The organism is Streptomyces sp. C (assembly GCF_000158895.1).
Lineage (GTDB): Bacteria > Actinomycetota > Actinomycetes > Streptomycetales > Streptomycetaceae > Streptomyces > Streptomyces racemochromogenes.
Window position 1 is genome coordinate 1,710,893 of sequence record NZ_GG657750.1, and the last position, 15,882, is coordinate 1,726,774.

The window sequence follows — 15,882 nt, forward strand, 5'->3', positions numbered from 1 at the left end:
CCGGCCCGGGGGCCCTCTCGTACGGGCGGACCGGGTCAGTCGGCGGCGTTGGCGGACGCGAGCTCGGTGACGCGGCGGCGGACCAGGAACCAGCCGCCGACGAGGGCGGCGGCGATCGCCGGGAGGAACATGACCGTGGTGCGGCCGACGCCGCCGTCGCACCACATCAGCACCAGGACGGCGACCAGGAAGACCAGGGTCACGATCTGCGTGTACGGGGCCCAGGGCAGGCGGTAGGACGGGCGCTCGACCAGGCCGTTCTTCGAGCGGTGCCAGAAGAACAGCGAGCAGAGCATGACCATGGCCCAGGTGCCGAGGATGCCGATGGAGGCCAGGTTGAGGACGATCTCGAAGGCCTCGCCCGGCATCCAGTAGTTCAGGCCGACGCCCGCGACGCCGAAGGCGGCGGTGAAGAGCACGCCGCCGTAGGGGACCTTGCCCTTGTTCATGACGCCGGTGAACTTGGGGGCGGAACCCGACATGGCCATCGAGCGCAGGATCCGGCCGGTGGAGTAGAGGCCGGAGTTCAGGCTGGACAGGGCCGCGGTCAGGACGACCAGGTTCATGATGCCGGCGGCGCCGGGGATGCCGAGCTTGTCGAAGACGGTGACGAAGGGGCTCTGGTCGGCCGAGTAGGCGGTGTACGGGAGCAGCAGGGCCAGCAGAACCACGGAGCCGACGTAGAAGACGCCCACGCGCCACATGATCGAGTTGATCGCCTTCGGCATGATCTTCTCGGGGTTCTCGGTCTCGCCGGCGGCGACGCCGCAGAGCTCGACGGAGGCGTACGCGAAGACCACGCCCTGGATGACCAGGAGCATCGGCAGGACGCCGGAGGGGAAGATGCCGCCGTTGTCGGTGATGTTGGCGAGGCCCGGGGTGTTGCCGCCGATGTCGTGGCTGGTGGCGACGAGGTAGATGCCGACGAGCAGGAAGAGCGTGAGGGCCGCGACCTTGACCAGGGAGAACCAGAACTCCATCTCGCCGAAGTACTTCACCGAGATCAGGTTCGCGGTGAGGACGACGGCCAGGGCGATGAAGGCGAGGAGCCACTGGGGGACGTCGGTGAACAGCGACCAGAAGTGGGCGTAGGTCGCGGCGGCGGTGATGTCGGCCACGGTGGTGGTGGACCAGTTGAGGAAGTACAGCCAGCCGGCCGTGTAGGCGCCCTTCTCGCCCATGAACTCGCGCGCGTACGAGACGAACGCGCCGGAGGAGGGGCGGTAGAGGACGAGCTCGCCGAGCGCCCGGACCACGAAGAAGGCGAAGACGCCGCACACCGCGTAGGCGATGGCCAGGGAGGGGCCGGCGCCGGCGATGCGGCCTCCGGCGCCGAGGAAGAGGCCGGTGCCTATCGCGCCGCCGATGGCGATCATGTTGATGTGGCGGGACTTGAGGTCCTTGCTGTAGCCCTCGTCACCGGCGTCGACGGGACGGCGGGACGGCTCGGCGGGGGCCTCGGCCAAGGTGCGATCACTCATGTGGGACTTCGCCTTCGTGGTTCGGTCAGGCAGGTCCGGCATCCGCGCGCGGGGGAGCTGGGTGGTTTCCCCCGTATCGCGGTTCCGGTGATTTTGTCGCCATAGGAGACCACGTGCCTCCGCTACCCGCCAAAATCGGCCACCGAACGCGGAAGCCCCCGGCGACCATGGAAACGGTCTCCGGGGGCTTCCCAGGGGTACGAATACGAGGACTGCGGGCGGTCAGGCGCCCGGTGCGGCGTCGGCGGCCTGGTCGAGGCGGAAGGCCTCGTTGCCCAGGCCGATCCGGGCGTGGGCCTCGGGGCGGCGGGACTTCAGGACCAGCCCGTGGACCAGTCCGCCCAGGGCGGCGACGGCGATGATCGCGGGCAGGGCCCAGCTCAGGGCGGAGCCCTGCTGGGCACCGACCAGGACGGCGAAGTCCTTGACGGTGTAGACGACGATGCCGACCAGGGCGAGGCCGGCCAGGCCGGCTGCGGCGAGGCGCCAGATCTGGGCGCCGGCGGTGCCGCGGCGGACGAAGAAGGCGATGACGGCGAAGGAGGCGGCGGCCATCAGGGCGGTCACGCCGAGGGCGCCGACGCTGCCCATCCAGGTGAACAGGTGCAGGACGGGGGCGGTGGGGTCGCCCGTCGGCGCGGAGTCGGTGACGGCGAAGACGAGGACGACGACGGCGGCGACGACGGTCTGCAGGAGGGATCCGGTGGCGGGGGCGCCGGTGCCCGGGTTGGTGCGGCCGAAGCGGGCCGGGAGCAGGCCCTCGCGGCCCATCGCGAAGGCGTAGCGGGCGACGACGTTGTGGAAGCTGAGCATGGCCGCGAACATGCCGGTCACGAAGAGCACGTGCAGGACGTCGGTGAAGGCGGCGCCGAGGCGGTTCTGGGTGAGCTCGAAGAGCAGGCCGGGGCCGGCCTCGGCGGAGGCCTTCACGATGCCGGCGGGGCCGGTGGCGACGGAGAGGGCCCAGGCGCTGAGGGCGAAGAAGAGGGCGACGAAGCCGATGGCGAGGAACATCACGCGGGAGACGACGATGTGCGGCTTGCTGGTCTCCTCGGCGTAGACCGGGGACTGCTCGAAGCCGACGAAGGCGGCGATGCAGAAGCACAGCGCGGTGCCGAGGCCGGCGCCGCCGAGGGTGCCCGGGTCGAAGGCGTCCAGGGAGAGGCCCTCGGGGCCGGGCTTGCCGAGGGCGGCGGCGTCGAAGACGACGACGAGGGCGCACTCGATGAGGAGCAGGACGCCGAGCACCTTGGCGTTCAGGTCGATCTTGAGCCAGCCGAGGGCGCCGGTGGCGGCGACGGCGATCAGGGCCGGGATCCACCAGGCGACCCGGGTGTCGAGGTAGGTGGCGAAGAGGCCGGAGATCTCGAAGCCGAGGATGCCGTAGACGCCGACCTGCATGGCGCTGTAGGCGACGAGGGCGACGAGGGAGGCGGAGGCGCCGGCGGTGGGTCCGAGGCCGCGGGCGATGTAGGCGTAGAAGGCGCCGGCGTTGTGGACGTGCCGGCTCATCTCGGCGTAGCCGATGCCGAACAGGGCGAGGACGACACCGAGGATGACGAACAGCAGCGGCTGGCCGACGATGCCCATGACCCCGAAGATCGTGGGCATGACACCTGCGACGACCATCAGGGGCGCGCTGGCGGCGAGGACGGAGAGCAGCAGTCCGGCGGTGCCGAGCCGGTCCGCGCGCAGGGCGCGGTCCTGGCCCTTGTACGTGCGTATCTCGGCCGCGGAGTCGGCTGGGAGCGTGGTGGATCTGCCCGTCGGCATGGCAGGGTCCTTTCGGGGGTGACTGGTCAAGCGGTGCCGAGCGCGGCACTGCGCGCGGCGAGGAAGGCCTTGTGCGGGTCGCGGTCCGGGTAGGACCAGGGGGCGCGGGTGGCATGGCTGCCGATGCGGTGGAAGAGGGCGGCCGCTTCGGCGGGGCGGCCTTCGCAGAGCTTGGCGTGGGCGAGGAAGTTGAGGTCGACCCGGTTGCGGGGGTGGTCCTCGCGCTCCCACTCCAGCCACCAGTCGAAGGCCGAGCGCAGCACCTGGCGGGCGCGGCGTCCGGTCCAGTGCTCGGCGGCGGCAGCGGCGGTGGCGCTGCCGCGGGCGGCGGCGAGGACGCGGAAGCGCTCGGCGTGGGCGATCACGGGCAGGACGGCGAGCGGGGAGTCGGCCGGGGACTCCTCGGCGGCCCAGGCGGCGAAGTCGTAGACCTCGTGGAGCGGGTCGTGGCCGGAGGCGGGGGTGCGTTCGGCGAGCTTGGCGACCATGAGGTGGTGGGCGTGGTGGTGCTCGCGGTGGCGGGCCCGGACCTGGTCGAAGTGGCGGCTGAACTCCTCCTCCGTACCGAAGGCGCGGGCGAGCATGAGGAGGCCGAGCCAGGGGGTGGGGTCGGCGGGGAGCAGCGCGGCCGCGCGGCGGCAGGCCGCGTCGGCGGCTTCGGGGCTGCCCTTGCCGCGCAGGGCGGTGGAGACGGCGGCGCAGGCCAGGAGGGTGGCGGCGTCGGCGCTGTCGGGTTCGGCGAGCAGCCATTCGCCGGCCCAGGCGGTGGCCGCGGGGGTCTCGGCGAGGACGACGAGGCGGTGGCCGCGACGGTCCCAGTCGTCGCCGGTGGCGACGAGGAGGGCGCGGGCCTTGGCTCAGCGGCTCCTGGGTGAACTGGCTCTGGACGTCGACGAGCTCGGAGTCGCACAGGGCGGGGTCGAAGAGCTGGAGCGTCCCGCTTGCGGGCGCGGCCGAGGGGCGGCGGAGGCGGGGACATCCGCGGGTTCCCTCCAGGACGCGGGCGCGGGTGGACTGCGTACGCGGGTGTACGCACGGGGGCACGGGTGGGGCGGTCGGTTCGGTGGTACGCGTGGGGTGCCGGCGGCGCGGCTCGATCGGTCCGGTGGTCAGTCCGGATGATCACGCACAGCAAACCGGTAGGCACAGCTCCGCGTCAAGGTCCGGTCCACTGGGTGGCGCGTTTCAACTGGTGAGCAGAAGGGGCGAGTTGGGACGCAAGTGACGGTTCGAAATGCGGGTGTGACCTGGGCGGGCAGTTCGTAGGGTGGGCGCATGACGAGCTTTGACGATCTGCGCCCCTTCGAGATGGGCTTCCCCGGCGAACTGCGCGACACTCTGACCGCCGCCGTCCTGAGCGGCGCCAAGACCACGACGACGGGCCTGCTCAAGGGGTACGAGACCGAGGGCGAGCCGGTGCCCCGGGCGGGCGAGCGCGTGGTGCTGGTCGACTCCGACGAGCAGCCCCTGGTCGTCCTGGAGATCACGGACGTCCGGGTGCTGCGGCTGGCCGAGGTCGACCTGCGCCACGCGCTGGACGAGGGTGAGGGTTTCGCCTCGGTGGCCGAATGGCGTTCGGCGCACGAGGGCTTCTGGCACAGCGAGCAGCTGCGCGAGTGGCTGGGCGATCCGGACTTCACCGTCGACGACGACACCCTCGTGGTCGCGGAGCGCTTCCGGATCGTCCGGGAAGCGGCCTGACGGAGGTCATGGCCGGGGCCTTGGCCAGGGCCTTGGCCAGGGCCAGGGCCAGGGCCAGGGCCCCGGCTGACCGGCCCGCCCGGGCCTACCCGACGGCCCGGGCCGCCGCGCGGCCCGCGGCGCGGCCCGAGAAGACGCAGCCGCCGAGGAAGGTGCCCTCCAGCGCGCGGTAGCCGTGGACGCCGCCGCCGCCGAAGCCTGCGGCCTCGCCGGCCGCGTAGACGCCGGGCAGGGGGTCGCCGGAGGGGGTCAGGACGCGGGAGGACAGGTCGGTTTCCAGGCCGCCCAGGGACTTGCGGGTCAGGATCGAGAGCCGGACGGCGATCAGCGGGCCCGCGGCGGGGTCCAGGATGCGGTGCGGGGCGGCGGTGCGGATCAGCTTGTCCCCGAGGTACCTGCGCGCCCCGTGGATGGCCGTCACCTGGAGGTCCTTGGTGAAGGGGTTGGCGATCTCCCGGTCGCGGGCGGTGATCTCGCGGCGGACGGCGGCCTCGTCGAGCAGGTCCTCCTTGGTGAGCTCGTTCATCCGGCGGACGAGCGCGGTCAGGTCCCGCTCCACGATGAAGTCCGCGCCGTGGTCCATGAAGGCCTTGACCGGTCCGGGGACGGCCTGCCGGGCCCGGTTGATCACCTCGCGGACGGACTTGCCCGTCAGGTCGGGGTTCTGCTCGGAGCCGGAGAGGCCGAACTCCTTGCCGATGATGCGCTGGTTGAGCACGAACCAGGTGTGGTCGTGGCCGGTCCGCATGATGTGGTCGAGGGTGCCGAGGGTGTCGAAGCCGGGGAAGAGCGGTACGGGCAGCCGCTTGCCGGTGGCGTCGAGCCAGAGCGAGGAGGGGCCGGGCAGGATCCGGATGCCGTGCCGGGCCCAGATCGGGTTCCAGTTCTCGATGCCCTCGGTGTAGTGCCACATCCGGTCCTTGTTGATGTGGCTGGCCCCGGCGGCCTCGGCGATGCCCAGCATCAGGCCGTCCACGTGCGCGGGGACCCCGGAGAGCATCCGCGCCGGCGGGGTGCCGAGCCGGTCGGGCCACTGGGCGCGCACGAGGTCGTGGTTGCCGCCGATGCCGCCGCTGGTCACGATCACCGCCTGGGCCCGCAGGCTGAACGCGCCGACCGCCTCGCGGCTGCTGGCGGTGCCGCGTACGGCGTCCGAGGGGGCCAGGACCTCGCCGGTGACCGTGTCGACGGCGCCCGCAGTGGCCGACAGGCCGGTGACGCGGTGGCGGAAGGCGAACCGGACCAGCCCGCGGGCCGCCCCGGCGCGGACCTGCCGCACGAAGGGCTCCAGCAGGCCGGGCCCGGTGCCCCAGGTGATGTGGAAGCGGGGAACGGAGTTGCCGTGGCCATTGGCGTCGTAGCCGCCTCGTTCGGCCCAGCCGACCACCGGGAAGAAGCGCACGCCGCGGGCGTGCAGCCAGGACCGCTTCTCGCCGGCCGCGAAGTCCACGTACGCCTCGGCCCAGCGGCGCGGCCAGGCGTCCTCGTCCCGGTCGAAGCCGGCGGTGCCGAGCCAGTCCTGGAGGGCGAGCTCGTGGCTGTCCTTGATGCGCATGCGGCGCTGCTCGGGCGAGTCCACGAAGAACAGCCCGCCGAAGGACCAGTGCGCCTGGCCGCCGATGGACTGCTCCGGCTCCTGGTCGAGGAGGATCACCCTGCGGCCCGCGTCGACGAGCTCGGCGGTGGCCACGAGGCCCGCGAGGCCCGCTCCGATCACGATCACGTCAGCGTCGTACGTCATGCCTGCCGGTCCTCCGGTCGGTCGGTGGTGGGGCAGATCCTTGGCTACGGAGCGGTAACCAGTCAACAGCGGTGGTTGGATGGGTCCATGGATCCCGCTGACGAGGTACTGGACGTGGTGGACCGGGACGACCGGGTCGTCGGGCGGGCGCCCCGGGGCGAGGTGTACCGCCGGGGGCTGCTGCACCGGTGCGTGTTCGTCCTGGCCAGGGACGCGGAGGGGCGGGTCTTCGTGCACCGCCGGACCGCGTCGAAGCTGGTCTTCCCCTCGCACTACGACATGTTCGTGGGCGGGGTGCTGGGCGCCGGGGAGGAGTACGCGGACGCCGCGCTGCGGGAGGCCGGCGAGGAGCTCGGGGTGAGCGGGCTGCCGGCGCCGCGGCCGCTGTTCAAGTTCCTCTACGAGGGTCCGGGCGGCGGCTGGTGGTCGTACGTGCACGAGGTGCGGTGCACCCTGCCGGTGGCCCCGCAGGCCTCGGAGGTGGACTGGCACACCTGGCTGCCGCAGGAGGAGCTGGACCGGCGGGTCGCGGGCGGGGACTGGGCGTGGGTGCCGGACGGGCTGGAGGCGTACCGGCGGCTGCGCGCCTTCCGGGAGGGCGGGGCGCTCCCCGGGGGCGGGCCCCTGCCGGGGGACGGGGCCCGGGGCGGGACCCAGCCCGCGCCGGGTTCGTGACGGGGACGTAAATTGGCCATGTGATCGACTTCGTCAAGGACGTGCGCCTCTGGTTCGCACCGGAGCGGGTGCGGGACGAGGGCGAGACGCCGGACTACCGCTTCTCCCTCGCCAACGAGCGGACCTTCCTCGCCTGGATCCGCACCGCGCTGGCGCTGGTCGGCGGCGGCTTCGCGGTGGACCAGTTCCTGCCGGACCTGCGGTGGGGGGTGCGGGTCGGGATGGCCTTCGCGCTGCTGGCGGTGGGGGCGGCGTGCGCGCTGCGGGCCGTGAACCACTGGGTGCGGTGCGAGCGGGCCATGCGGCGGGGCGAGGACCTGCCGGTGTCCCGGTTCCCGGTGGTGCTGAGCCTGGGCGTGGGGCTGGTGGCGGCGGCGATGGTGGTGGTCGTGCTGCTGGGCTGGACGGCCGGGCGGTGACCCGCCCCGGTACGGCGGCCCGCGACGCGGGGCTCCAGCCCGAGCGGACGCGGCTGGCGTGGCGGCGTACGACGCTGGCCTGCTCGGTCACGGCGGTGCTGGCCCTGCGGCAGGCCCTGCACGGGACGGGCTCGCGGGTCGAGGTGGCCGCGACGGCGGTGATCGCGCTGATCTGGGTGGCCTTCCTGTGGGTGGCGCACCGGCGGGTGCGGGAGCTGGCCGGGGCGCGGCCGCCGGGGCTCTCGCCGCGGGTGGCGCTGGGGGCGGTGCTGTGTTCGGTGGGCCTGGCGGTGTTCGCGATGGCGGTCATCGTCTGAGGCGGGTGGCCGGGCCGTCCGGCGGGACCGCGCGGCGGCCGGACGATGCGATGGCCCTACGGTCCCATTAGTGCCGCGCCACGGGGACGTAACGGGCGACCCAGGAGGTTCCGGACTAGCCTCGGCCGCATGACGACCCTGCACCAGGAACACCCCACGCATTCCCACGAGCACGGCCCCGGCTGCGGCCACACGGCGGTCGAGCACGGCGACCACCTGGACTACGCGCACGACGGCCACCTGCACCGGCAGCACTCGGGCCACTGGGACGAGTGCGAGACCTCCGAGCACGCCCCGCACGAGGAGCACGACCACCGGCACGGCGAGGGCTGCGGGCACGACGCGGTCCCGCACGGCGACCACCTCGACTACCTGCACGACGGACACCGGCACGCCCAGCACGACGGCCACTACGACGACCACTGACGACCACTGACGGCCCCTGCCGCAACGGCCGCCCCGACCGCCCCCGCTCTCCCCGGCCCGGCCCCCGGCTGACAGGATGCTGACCGTCCGTCACAGCGATCCGGGGAGAGCGTCCATGACCGTCGAAGAGCCGTACGTCGTCCAGCCCGCGGCCGGGGTGCACGCCTACGTCCAGCCGGACGGGGGCTGGTGCCTGAACAACGCCGGCTGGATCAGCGACGGCGGGCGCACCCTGCTCGTCGACACCGCCGCCACCGAACGGCGCGCACTGGCCCTGCGCGAGGCCGTCGCGGCGTCCGGGGTGCCGCTGCCCCGCACCGTGGTCAACACCCACCACCACGGCGACCACACCTACGGCAACGCCACGTTCGCCGCCGACGCCGTGATCATCGGCCACGACGACGCGCGCGCCGAGCAGCTCGCCGCCGGGCACCAGCTGGAGCTGATCTGGCCCGCGACCGACTTCGGGGCGATAGAGATCACCGCGCCCGACCTCACGTACAGCGACCGGCTGACCCTGTACGTCGGCGACACCGAGGTGCGGGTGATCCATCCGGGCGTGGCGCACACCACCGGGGACTCGGTCGTGTGGCTGCCCCGGCAGCGGGTGGTGTTCACCGGTGACCTGGTCTTCGCCGGCGGCACCCCGTTCCTGGCGATGGGGTCCCTCGCCGGTTCGCTGCGGGCGCTGGAGCTGCTGCGCTCGCTGGGCGCGGAGACGGTCGTACCCGGGCACGGGCCGCTGACGGACGCCTCCGCGTACGACGCGACCGAGCGCTACCTGCGGTACGTGGCCGAGCTGGCCCGGGAGGGCCGGGAGAAGGGGTTGACCCCGCTGGAGGTGGCGCAGGGCGCCGACCTGGGCGAGTTCGCGGCCTGGCGGGAGAGCGAGCGGCTGGTGGCGAACCTGCACCGGGCGTACGCGGAGCTGGCCGGGGAGCCGGAGGGGGTGCCGCTGGACATCCTGGCGGTGCTGCGGGACATGACGGTGATGAACGGCGGGACGCCGATCCTGTGCCACGCGTGAGCTGAGCGGGGCCGGCCGGGGGGATTCTTCCGGCCGACCACTGGACGGCATACCGACTGGTCGGCATGATGGCCCCGGACCGAGAATCCCGTCGTCGACCCGTACGGAGGCGCGCGCCATGACCCCAGCCGATCCCCGAGGCCTCGATCTGCGGAGGCTGCGCGGCCATCTGGACGCCGCGCGGCCCGGGCTCGCGGCGGGGCCGCTGAGCGGCCGGCTGATCGAGGGGGGCCGGTCCAACCTGACGTACGCGGTCACCGACGGCACCTCCCGCTGGGTGGTGCGGCGCCCGCCGCTGGGGCACGTCCTGGCCACCGCGCACGACATGCGCCGCGAGCACCGGGTGATCTCGGCCCTGCACGGGACGGCCGTACCGGTGCCCGAGCCGCTGCTGCTGTGCGAGGACGAGGACGTGCTGGGGGCGCCGTTCTACGTCATGGAGCACGTGGACGGGACCCCGTACCGGACCGCCGGGCAGCTCGCGGAGCTCGGCCCCGAGCGCACCCGGCGGGCGGTGCTGGGCCTGGTGGACACCCTGGTCGACCTGCACGCGGTGGACCCGGAGGAGGTGGGGCTGGGCGACTTCGGCCGGCCCGAGGGCTTCCTGGACCGGCAGCTGCGCCGCTGGGCCAAGCAGCTCGCGGCCTCCCGGGGCCGGGAGCTCGCCGGGATCGACGAGCTGCACGGGGCGCTGGGACGGGCCCTGCCCCACTCCCCCGCGCCGACCGTGGTGCACGGGGACTTCCGGCTGGACAACGTCCTGATCGGCGGGCCGGGCGACACGGTCCGGGCGGTGCTGGACTGGGAGATGTCCACGCTGGGCGATCCGCTGACGGACCTCGGCCTGCTGGTCATGTACAGCTCCGACCTGGGCCTGTCCGAGTCCCCGGTCAGCACGACGAGCGGGGCGCCCGGCCATCCGGCGCCCGCCCAGCTGGTCGAGCGGTACGCCGCCCGCTCGGGGCGGGACACCGCCTCGATCGCCTGGTACACGGCCTTCGCCTGGTTCAAGCTCGCCGTGATCCTCGAAGGCATCCACTACCGGTACGTGGCCGGACAGACGGTCGGCGCGGGCTTCGACCGGATCGGCGAACTGGTCCCGGTCTTCATCGAGCACGGACTGACCACCCTCCAGGAAGGCTGAGGAGCCGCACCGCATGGACTTCGCATTCGACACCCGGACCGAGGAACTCCGCGGGCGGCTGCTCGCGTTCATGGAGGAGTACGTCTACCCGGCGGAAGCCGTCGCCGCCGAGCAGCGCGCACGGCTGGCCTCGCCCTGGGACACCCCGGCCGTCTTCGGCGAACTGAAGGCCGAGGCGCGCCGACAGGGGCTGTGGAACCTTTTCTTGCCGGACTCCGAGTACGGTGCCGGGCTGACCAACCTCCAGTACGCCCCGCTGGCGGAGATCACCGGCCGCAGCCCGCACCTGGCGCCGATGGCGACCAACTGCGCGGCCCCGGACACCGGGAACATGGAGCTGCTCGCGCAGTTCGGCGACGAGGCGCAGAAGAAGCAGTGGCTGGAGCCGCTGCTGGCCGGGGAGATCCGCTCCGCCTTCGCGATGACCGAGCCCGAGGTGGCCTCCTCGGACGCGTCGAACATCGAGACGCGCATCGAGCGCGACGGCGACTCGTACGTGGTCACGGGGCGCAAGTGGTACATCTCGGGGGCGATGAACCCGGACTGCAAGATCTTCATCGTGATGGGCAAGACCGACCCGGAGGGCGCGGATCCGCGCCGCCGGCAGTCGATGGTCCTGGTCCCCCGCGACACCCCCGGCGTGGAGGTGCGCCGGGCGATGACGGTGTACGGGTACGCGGACCACGACCACGGCGGCCATGCCGAGGTGGTCTTCGACGGGGCCCGGGTGCCGGTGGGGAACCTGATCGGCGGGGAGGGCGCCGGCTTCGCCATCGCCCAGGCCCGGCTCGGCCCGGGTCGGATCCACCACTGCATGCGGCTGATCGGGATGGCGGAGCGGGCCGTCGAGCTGATGTGCCGGCGCGCGGTGGGGCGTACGGCCTTCGGGAAGGAACTGGCCGCGCAGGGTGTCGTGCAGAACTGGATCGCGGACGCCCGGGTCACCATCGAGCAGCTGCGGCTGCTGGTGCTGAAGACGGCCTGGCTGATGGACACGGTCGGCAACCGGGGCGCGCACACCGAGATCCAGGCCATCAAGATCGCGACTCCGCGCGCGGTCGTCGGGATCCTGGACCAGGCGGTGCAGCTGCACGGCGCGGGCGGGGTCAGCCAGGACTTCCCGCTCGCCGAACTGTGGGCGGCGGCGCGGACCCTGCGGCTGGCGGACGGGCCGGACGAGGTGCACCAGCGCTCGCTGGCGCACCGGGAGCTGAGGCCGTACCGGGGCTGACCCGGCCGCGCGCCGCGGGGCCCGCCCTGCGGCGCGGGGTGCGGGATCAGCGACCGGTGGGGGTCGCGCCCGGCGAAGGCGAGGAGCCGCTCCGCGCCGTCCGCGCCGTCCGCGCCGTCGGGAACGGTCAGCGGCAGGTCCTGCCGGGGGGTGGCCCCGGTGCCGAGCCGCGCGCGGCCGGACCGGCAGGCGCCGCGCCCGCGGGCGTCCCGTTCGAGCCCGCGGACGTCGCCTGGGAGTCGGGGAGGGAGAGCGTGCCCCACCCGATGGGACCCGTGCCGGTCGCGGCGCTCGGCGCCGCCGTCCACGGGCGGGACAGCGCCAGGGCCCTCCGTGGTCGCGGATCCGGATCGGGCGTCGGGCCGGATCACGCGCCGCCGGAGTCCCGGGATGCCGGGGCGTGGCCGGACGCCGCCGCGATGACCTCGTCGAGGACCTCGCGGGAGCGGAGGAGGTCGCCGATCATCCGGTCGATCCGGTCCCGTTCGCCGGCCAGTTCGGCCACCAGAAGCCGGGGTGGCGCGCACCGAGGGGCCGCCGCCGTCGTCGCGCATGCAGGGCAGGATCTGATGACCGGAGCTGTTCAGGCCGGCCGCGTAGAGCTCCTGGAACGGATGACCCGGTCGACGGCCCGCTCGGGGAAGTCCCGGTGGCCGCCGGGCGTCCGGTCGGACGCCAGCAGGCCCTGCTGCTCGTAGTAGCGCAGCGAACGCTCACCGACCCCGGTGCGCGCCGCCAGTTCACCGATCCGCACGGCCACCTCCCGGGCTCCCGCCCTTGAACTTGACACTGGTGTCAGGTTCTACGGTACCGGCATGACGCAGACACGACAGACCCCCGCCGCATCCCGCCTCTTCGAACCCGCCCGCCTCGGCGGCCTGGAACTGTCCAGCCGCCTGGTGATGGCCCCGCTGACCCGCAATCGCGCCGGAGCCGACGGGGTGCCCGGAGAGCTCATGGCCACCCACTACGCGCAGCGCGCCTCGGCCGGCCTGATCATCGCCGAGGGCACCACCCCGAACGCCGTCGGGCAGACCTACCCGCACATCCCCGGCATCCACACCCCGGCCCAGATCGCCGGGTGGCGCCGGGTCACCGACGCCGTGCGCGCCGCCGGCGGGCGGATGTTCCTCCAGCTCCAGCACGGCGGCCGGGTAGGGCACCCCGCCACCAGCGGGCACGTACCGCTCGCGCCGTCCGCCGTGTGCTTCCCGGAGCCGCTGCAGACCCCGGGCGGGTTGCGGGAGGGCGTCACGCCCCGCGTGATGAGCGAGGAGGATGTCCGCTCCACCATCGCCGACTTCGCGAGCGCCGCCCGCAATGCCGTCGAGGCGGGCTTCGACGGGGTCGAGGTGCACTCGGCCAACGGCCACCTGCTCCACCAGTTCCTCGCCGGGAACACCAACCTGCGCACCGACGCGTGGGGCGGGTCCGTCGCGAACCGGATCCGGTTCTCCGTCGAGGTGGTCCGGGCCGTCGTCGAGGCCGTCGGGCCGGAGCGGGTCGGCGTACGGATCTCCCCCGGGACGAACGTCAACGGCGTACGGGAGGACGACACCGAGCTGCTCTACCCGGCGCTGGTCGCGGCCCTCGCGGAGGTGGGGCCGGCCTACCTGCACCAGGTCCACTCCAACCCGGACCGGCCCCTCTTCGCGGAGATCCGCGCGGCCTGGCCCGGCACCCTGATCGCCAACCCCCGGCTCTCCCACGAGGAACTCGCCGACGACGCGGGGATGCGCAAGGGCGAGCGGCTGCTGGCCGCGGGCGCCGACCTGGTCGCACTGGGGCGGGGCTTCCTGGCCAACCCCGACCTGGTGGAACGGCTGCGCACGGGCGCGCCGCTCAACACGCTCCGCCCCGAGTTCCTGATGCACGTACAGGGCGCCGAGGGCTACAACGACTACCCGGCGCTGACCCCCGCCCTTGCCTAGGGGGTGTCCGCAAAGTGGCCCCGTCCGCCCGGAGGGCGGGCCCCGCGGCTCCCCCAGCTACCGCTGGGAGGTGCCCCCAGCGTGCTCTCGGCGTGCCGGGCGGAAGCCCGCGTACTGGACGTACTTGGGCTTTCGTCCGGTGCGGCGAGAGCGCGTGCCGGGCGTCGCGGGGCAGGCGAGACTTTGCGGACACCCCCTAGGGCCGCAGCGAGCGGAGCAGGAGGTCGGCGAGGTGGTCGGCGACCTGGTGCGGGGTGAGAGGGCCGTCCGTGCGGTACCAGGTGGACAGGTGGTGCACGGAGCCGAAGTAGTAGTCGACCACCAGGTCGGCCGGCGTGGCCGTGGCGAAGACCCCGCCGCGCATGCCCTCCTCGACCAGCGCCCGGAACCGCTCGTGGTAGCGCCGGCGCTCGGCCCGTACCTGCTTGTACTTCTCCGGGCTGAGCTGGTGCATCGACCGGAAGAAGATCATCGCGTCGTCGAGGTTCTCGATGGTGGTGACCACGACGTCGGCCGCGGCCGCGCGGAGCCGCTCCTCGACGGGGGCGTCGGAGTCGGCCACGGCGTCGAGCCGCTGCTGCTGGAGGCGCAGCATCCGCGCGTACACCTCGTGCAGCAGGTCGTCCTTGGAGCCGAAGTAGTGGTAGAGGGCGCCCTTGGTCACCCCGGCCGCCTCGACGATCTCCTGGACGGAGGTGCGGTCGTAGCCGCGTTCGGCGAAGAGCCGGGTGGCGACGGCCAGCAGCCGCTGCGGCACCGGGGTCTCCCGGTTTCCGTCCTCGGGGCCCTCGGTGGTCCTGGCGGCCATGGCGCTCGCCTTCCTCTCCTGATCCTCCGACTGTTTTCAGCCGCGGTCGCGCAATTCTCGTCGCAGGATCTTGCCACTGGTGGTCTGCGGAAGGACAGGCAGGATCTCGACCTGGCGCGGGTACTTGTACGCGGCCAGGCGGTCGGCGCAGTACGCGGCGAGTTCCGCCGGCCCGGCCGAGGCGCCCGGCCGCAGGCTCACGTACGCCTTCACCGTCTCCCCGCGGTAGGGGTCGGGCACGCCGACCACGGCCGCCTCGCGTACGGCGGGGTGGGTATAGAGCACGTCCTCCACCTCACGGGGCCAGACCTTGAACCCGGAGGTGTTGATCATGTCCTTCTTGCGGTCGACGACGTAGAGCCAGCCGTCGGCGTCCATGAACCCGACGTCCCCGGTGCGCAGTTCGCCGTCCGGGAAGGCGGCGGCGGTGGCGTCGGGCAGCCCCCAGTAGCCGGGGACGACCTGCGGCCCGCGCACGGCTATCTCCCCGGCCTCCCCGAGCGGGAGCTCGGCGCCGTGCTCGTCGAGGATCCGTACGAGGGTCTGCGCGCCCGGGACCCCGACGGAGAGGGTGCCGGTGGCGGGGTCGACGGGCGCTTCGAGGTGCGCGGGGACCGAGGCGCAGGGGGCGGTGCACTCGGTGAGGCCGTAACCGTTGCGCAGGTAGAACCCGAAGTCGGCGCGGAGGCGTTCGACGAGGGCGGGCGGGAGCGGCGCGCCGCCGGAGGAGAGCACCTGGAAGGAGGCGAAGTGGTCCCGCGTGGCGTCGGGGTGCGCGGCGAGGGCCGTGAAGGCGGTGGCCGGGCCGATGGCGTAGGCGGGGCGGTGTTCGAGGAAGGCGTCGAGGACGGCCCCGGGGTGGAAGCGGTGCGTGAGGACGAGGGTGCCGGCGTTGACGAAGCAGGCGGCGAGCTCGCACACGAGGCCGGTGATGTGGAAGAGCGGGGCGAGCGCGAAGTACCCAGCGCCCTCGGGGAGGGGGTGGCCGGTGACCTGCCGGGTGGCGTTGTAGGTGATCGCCCCGTGCGGGTTCATGGCGCCCTTGGGGGTGCCGGAGGTACCGGAGGTGTAGCTGATGAGGGCGATGTCGGCGGCGGTGAGCCGGGGGTCGGCCGGAGCGGGGTGGCCCTGCCGGGCCACGCGCACCAAGTCGTCGGCCTCCACCACCGACCCGCGCCCCGCGCCGGGCCCCGCCACCACTTGCAGCG

At 73.4% G+C, this 15,882-nt stretch carries 14 protein-coding genes and 2 pseudogenes; 9 read left to right on the top strand and 7 right to left on the bottom strand.

Translation table 11 applies throughout. The features are described 5' to 3' along the window. Positions 1-35: 35 nt before the first annotated feature. From SSNG_RS07555 to SSNG_RS07565, 3 genes and pseudogenes are all read right to left on the bottom strand, one after another. Positions 36-1,481 carry an amino acid permease gene (locus SSNG_RS07555; protein ID WP_007263211.1) on the bottom strand — a complete coding sequence of 482 codons (1,446 nt, stop codon included), beginning with the start codon at positions 1,479-1,481 and terminating at the stop codon, positions 36-38. 222 nt (positions 1,482-1,703) lie between these two features. After that, positions 1,704-3,254: an APC family permease gene (locus tag SSNG_RS07560; protein WP_042800689.1), complete on the bottom strand. Its 1,551-nt coding sequence runs from the start codon at positions 3,252-3,254 to the stop codon at positions 1,704-1,706. 26 nt (positions 3,255-3,280) lie between these two features. Beyond that, positions 3,281-4,233 (bottom strand): annotated as a pseudogene (locus SSNG_RS07565) (hypothetical protein). Between the two features lie 296 nt (positions 4,234-4,529). Here SSNG_RS07565 and SSNG_RS07570 point away from each other — a divergent pair. Beyond that, entirely contained in the window at positions 4,530-4,955 is a 426-nt protein-coding gene (locus tag SSNG_RS07570; protein WP_007263215.1) for an ASCH domain-containing protein, read from the top strand. Positions 4,956-5,040: 85 nt separating this feature from the next. Here SSNG_RS07570 and SSNG_RS07575 read toward each other — a convergent pair whose 3' ends face one another. After that, positions 5,041-6,696, bottom strand: coding sequence for an FAD-binding dehydrogenase (locus SSNG_RS07575; protein ID WP_007263216.1), 1,656 nt, complete (start codon positions 6,694-6,696; stop codon positions 5,041-5,043). Between the two features lie 87 nt (positions 6,697-6,783). On the opposite strand from SSNG_RS07575, the gene SSNG_RS07580 reads away from it, so the two are divergent. The 7 genes from SSNG_RS07580 to SSNG_RS07610 all read left to right on the top strand — a co-directional run bounded on the left by SSNG_RS07580 (position 6,784) and on the right by SSNG_RS07610 (position 11,935). Next, positions 6,784-7,371, top strand: coding sequence for an NUDIX domain-containing protein (locus tag SSNG_RS07580; protein WP_007263217.1), 588 nt, complete (start codon positions 6,784-6,786; stop codon positions 7,369-7,371). Between the two features lie 20 nt (positions 7,372-7,391). Further along, the gene (locus SSNG_RS07585) at positions 7,392-7,790 is read left to right on the top strand and encodes a DUF202 domain-containing protein (RefSeq protein WP_007263218.1); all 399 of its coding nucleotides are present in this window, start codon (positions 7,392-7,394) and stop codon (positions 7,788-7,790) included. Beyond that, positions 7,787-8,107, top strand: a complete 321-nt coding sequence (locus tag SSNG_RS07590; protein WP_007263219.1) for a DUF202 domain-containing protein — start codon at positions 7,787-7,789, stop codon at positions 8,105-8,107. Before SSNG_RS07585 ends, SSNG_RS07590 begins: the two co-directional genes overlap by 4 nt. 129 nt (positions 8,108-8,236) lie before the next feature. Further along, positions 8,237-8,533 carry a hypothetical protein gene (locus SSNG_RS07595; RefSeq protein ID WP_007263220.1) on the top strand — a complete coding sequence of 99 codons (297 nt, stop codon included), beginning with the start codon at positions 8,237-8,239 and terminating at the stop codon, positions 8,531-8,533. Between the two features lie 115 nt (positions 8,534-8,648). Then, positions 8,649-9,560, top strand: coding sequence for an MBL fold metallo-hydrolase (locus SSNG_RS07600; protein WP_007263221.1), 912 nt, complete (start codon positions 8,649-8,651; stop codon positions 9,558-9,560). Between the two features lie 118 nt (positions 9,561-9,678). After that, entirely contained in the window at positions 9,679-10,704 is a 1,026-nt protein-coding gene (locus SSNG_RS07605) for a phosphotransferase family protein (RefSeq protein ID WP_007263222.1), read from the top strand. 13 nt (positions 10,705-10,717) lie between these two features. Next, on the top strand, positions 10,718-11,935 hold the full coding sequence (locus tag SSNG_RS07610; RefSeq protein ID WP_007263223.1) for an acyl-CoA dehydrogenase family protein: 1,218 nt from the start codon (positions 10,718-10,720) through the stop codon (positions 11,933-11,935). A gap of 367 nt (positions 11,936-12,302) precedes the next feature. Here SSNG_RS07610 and SSNG_RS07615 read toward each other — a convergent pair. Then, positions 12,303-12,689 (bottom strand): annotated as a pseudogene (locus SSNG_RS07615) (MerR family transcriptional regulator). Positions 12,690-12,750: 61 nt separating this feature from the next. On the opposite strand from SSNG_RS07615, the gene SSNG_RS07620 reads away from it, so the two are divergent. Next, positions 12,751-13,866 carry an alkene reductase gene (locus SSNG_RS07620; protein ID WP_042800690.1) on the top strand — a complete coding sequence of 372 codons (1,116 nt, stop codon included), beginning with the start codon at positions 12,751-12,753 and terminating at the stop codon, positions 13,864-13,866. A gap of 196 nt (positions 13,867-14,062) precedes the next feature. Here the strand turns inward: SSNG_RS07620 and SSNG_RS07625 are convergent, their stop codons facing one another. Together SSNG_RS07625 and SSNG_RS07630 are read right to left on the bottom strand one after the other, a co-directional pair. After that, positions 14,063-14,674, bottom strand: coding sequence for a TetR/AcrR family transcriptional regulator (locus SSNG_RS07625; protein WP_007263226.1), 612 nt, complete (start codon positions 14,672-14,674; stop codon positions 14,063-14,065). Between the two features lie 36 nt (positions 14,675-14,710). Beyond that, positions 14,711-15,882 (bottom strand): AMP-binding protein (locus SSNG_RS07630; protein WP_063749876.1); only part of this gene is annotated, 1,172 nt, incomplete at its 5' end.

Coding starts and splice junctions, on each gene's coding strand:
- SSNG_RS07555 (WP_007263211.1), bottom strand. CDS start 1,481: ATGAGTGATCGCACCTTGGCCGAGGCCCCCGCCGAGCCGTCCCGCCGT.
- SSNG_RS07560 (WP_042800689.1), bottom strand. CDS start 3,254: ATGCCGACGGGCAGATCCACCACGCTCCCAGCCGACTCCGCGGCCGAG.
- SSNG_RS07570 (WP_007263215.1), top strand. CDS start 4,530: ATGACGAGCTTTGACGATCTGCGCCCCTTCGAGATGGGCTTCCCCGGC.
- SSNG_RS07575 (WP_007263216.1), bottom strand. CDS start 6,696: ATGACGTACGACGCTGACGTGATCGTGATCGGAGCGGGCCTCGCGGGC.
- SSNG_RS07580 (WP_007263217.1), top strand. CDS start 6,784: ATGGATCCCGCTGACGAGGTACTGGACGTGGTGGACCGGGACGACCGG.
- SSNG_RS07595 (WP_007263220.1), top strand. CDS start 8,237: ATGACGACCCTGCACCAGGAACACCCCACGCATTCCCACGAGCACGGC.
- SSNG_RS07600 (WP_007263221.1), top strand. CDS start 8,649: ATGACCGTCGAAGAGCCGTACGTCGTCCAGCCCGCGGCCGGGGTGCAC.
- SSNG_RS07605 (WP_007263222.1), top strand. CDS start 9,679: ATGACCCCAGCCGATCCCCGAGGCCTCGATCTGCGGAGGCTGCGCGGC.
- SSNG_RS07610 (WP_007263223.1), top strand. CDS start 10,718: ATGGACTTCGCATTCGACACCCGGACCGAGGAACTCCGCGGGCGGCTG.
- SSNG_RS07620 (WP_042800690.1), top strand. CDS start 12,751: ATGACGCAGACACGACAGACCCCCGCCGCATCCCGCCTCTTCGAACCC.
- SSNG_RS07625 (WP_007263226.1), bottom strand. CDS start 14,674: ATGGCCGCCAGGACCACCGAGGGCCCCGAGGACGGAAACCGGGAGACC.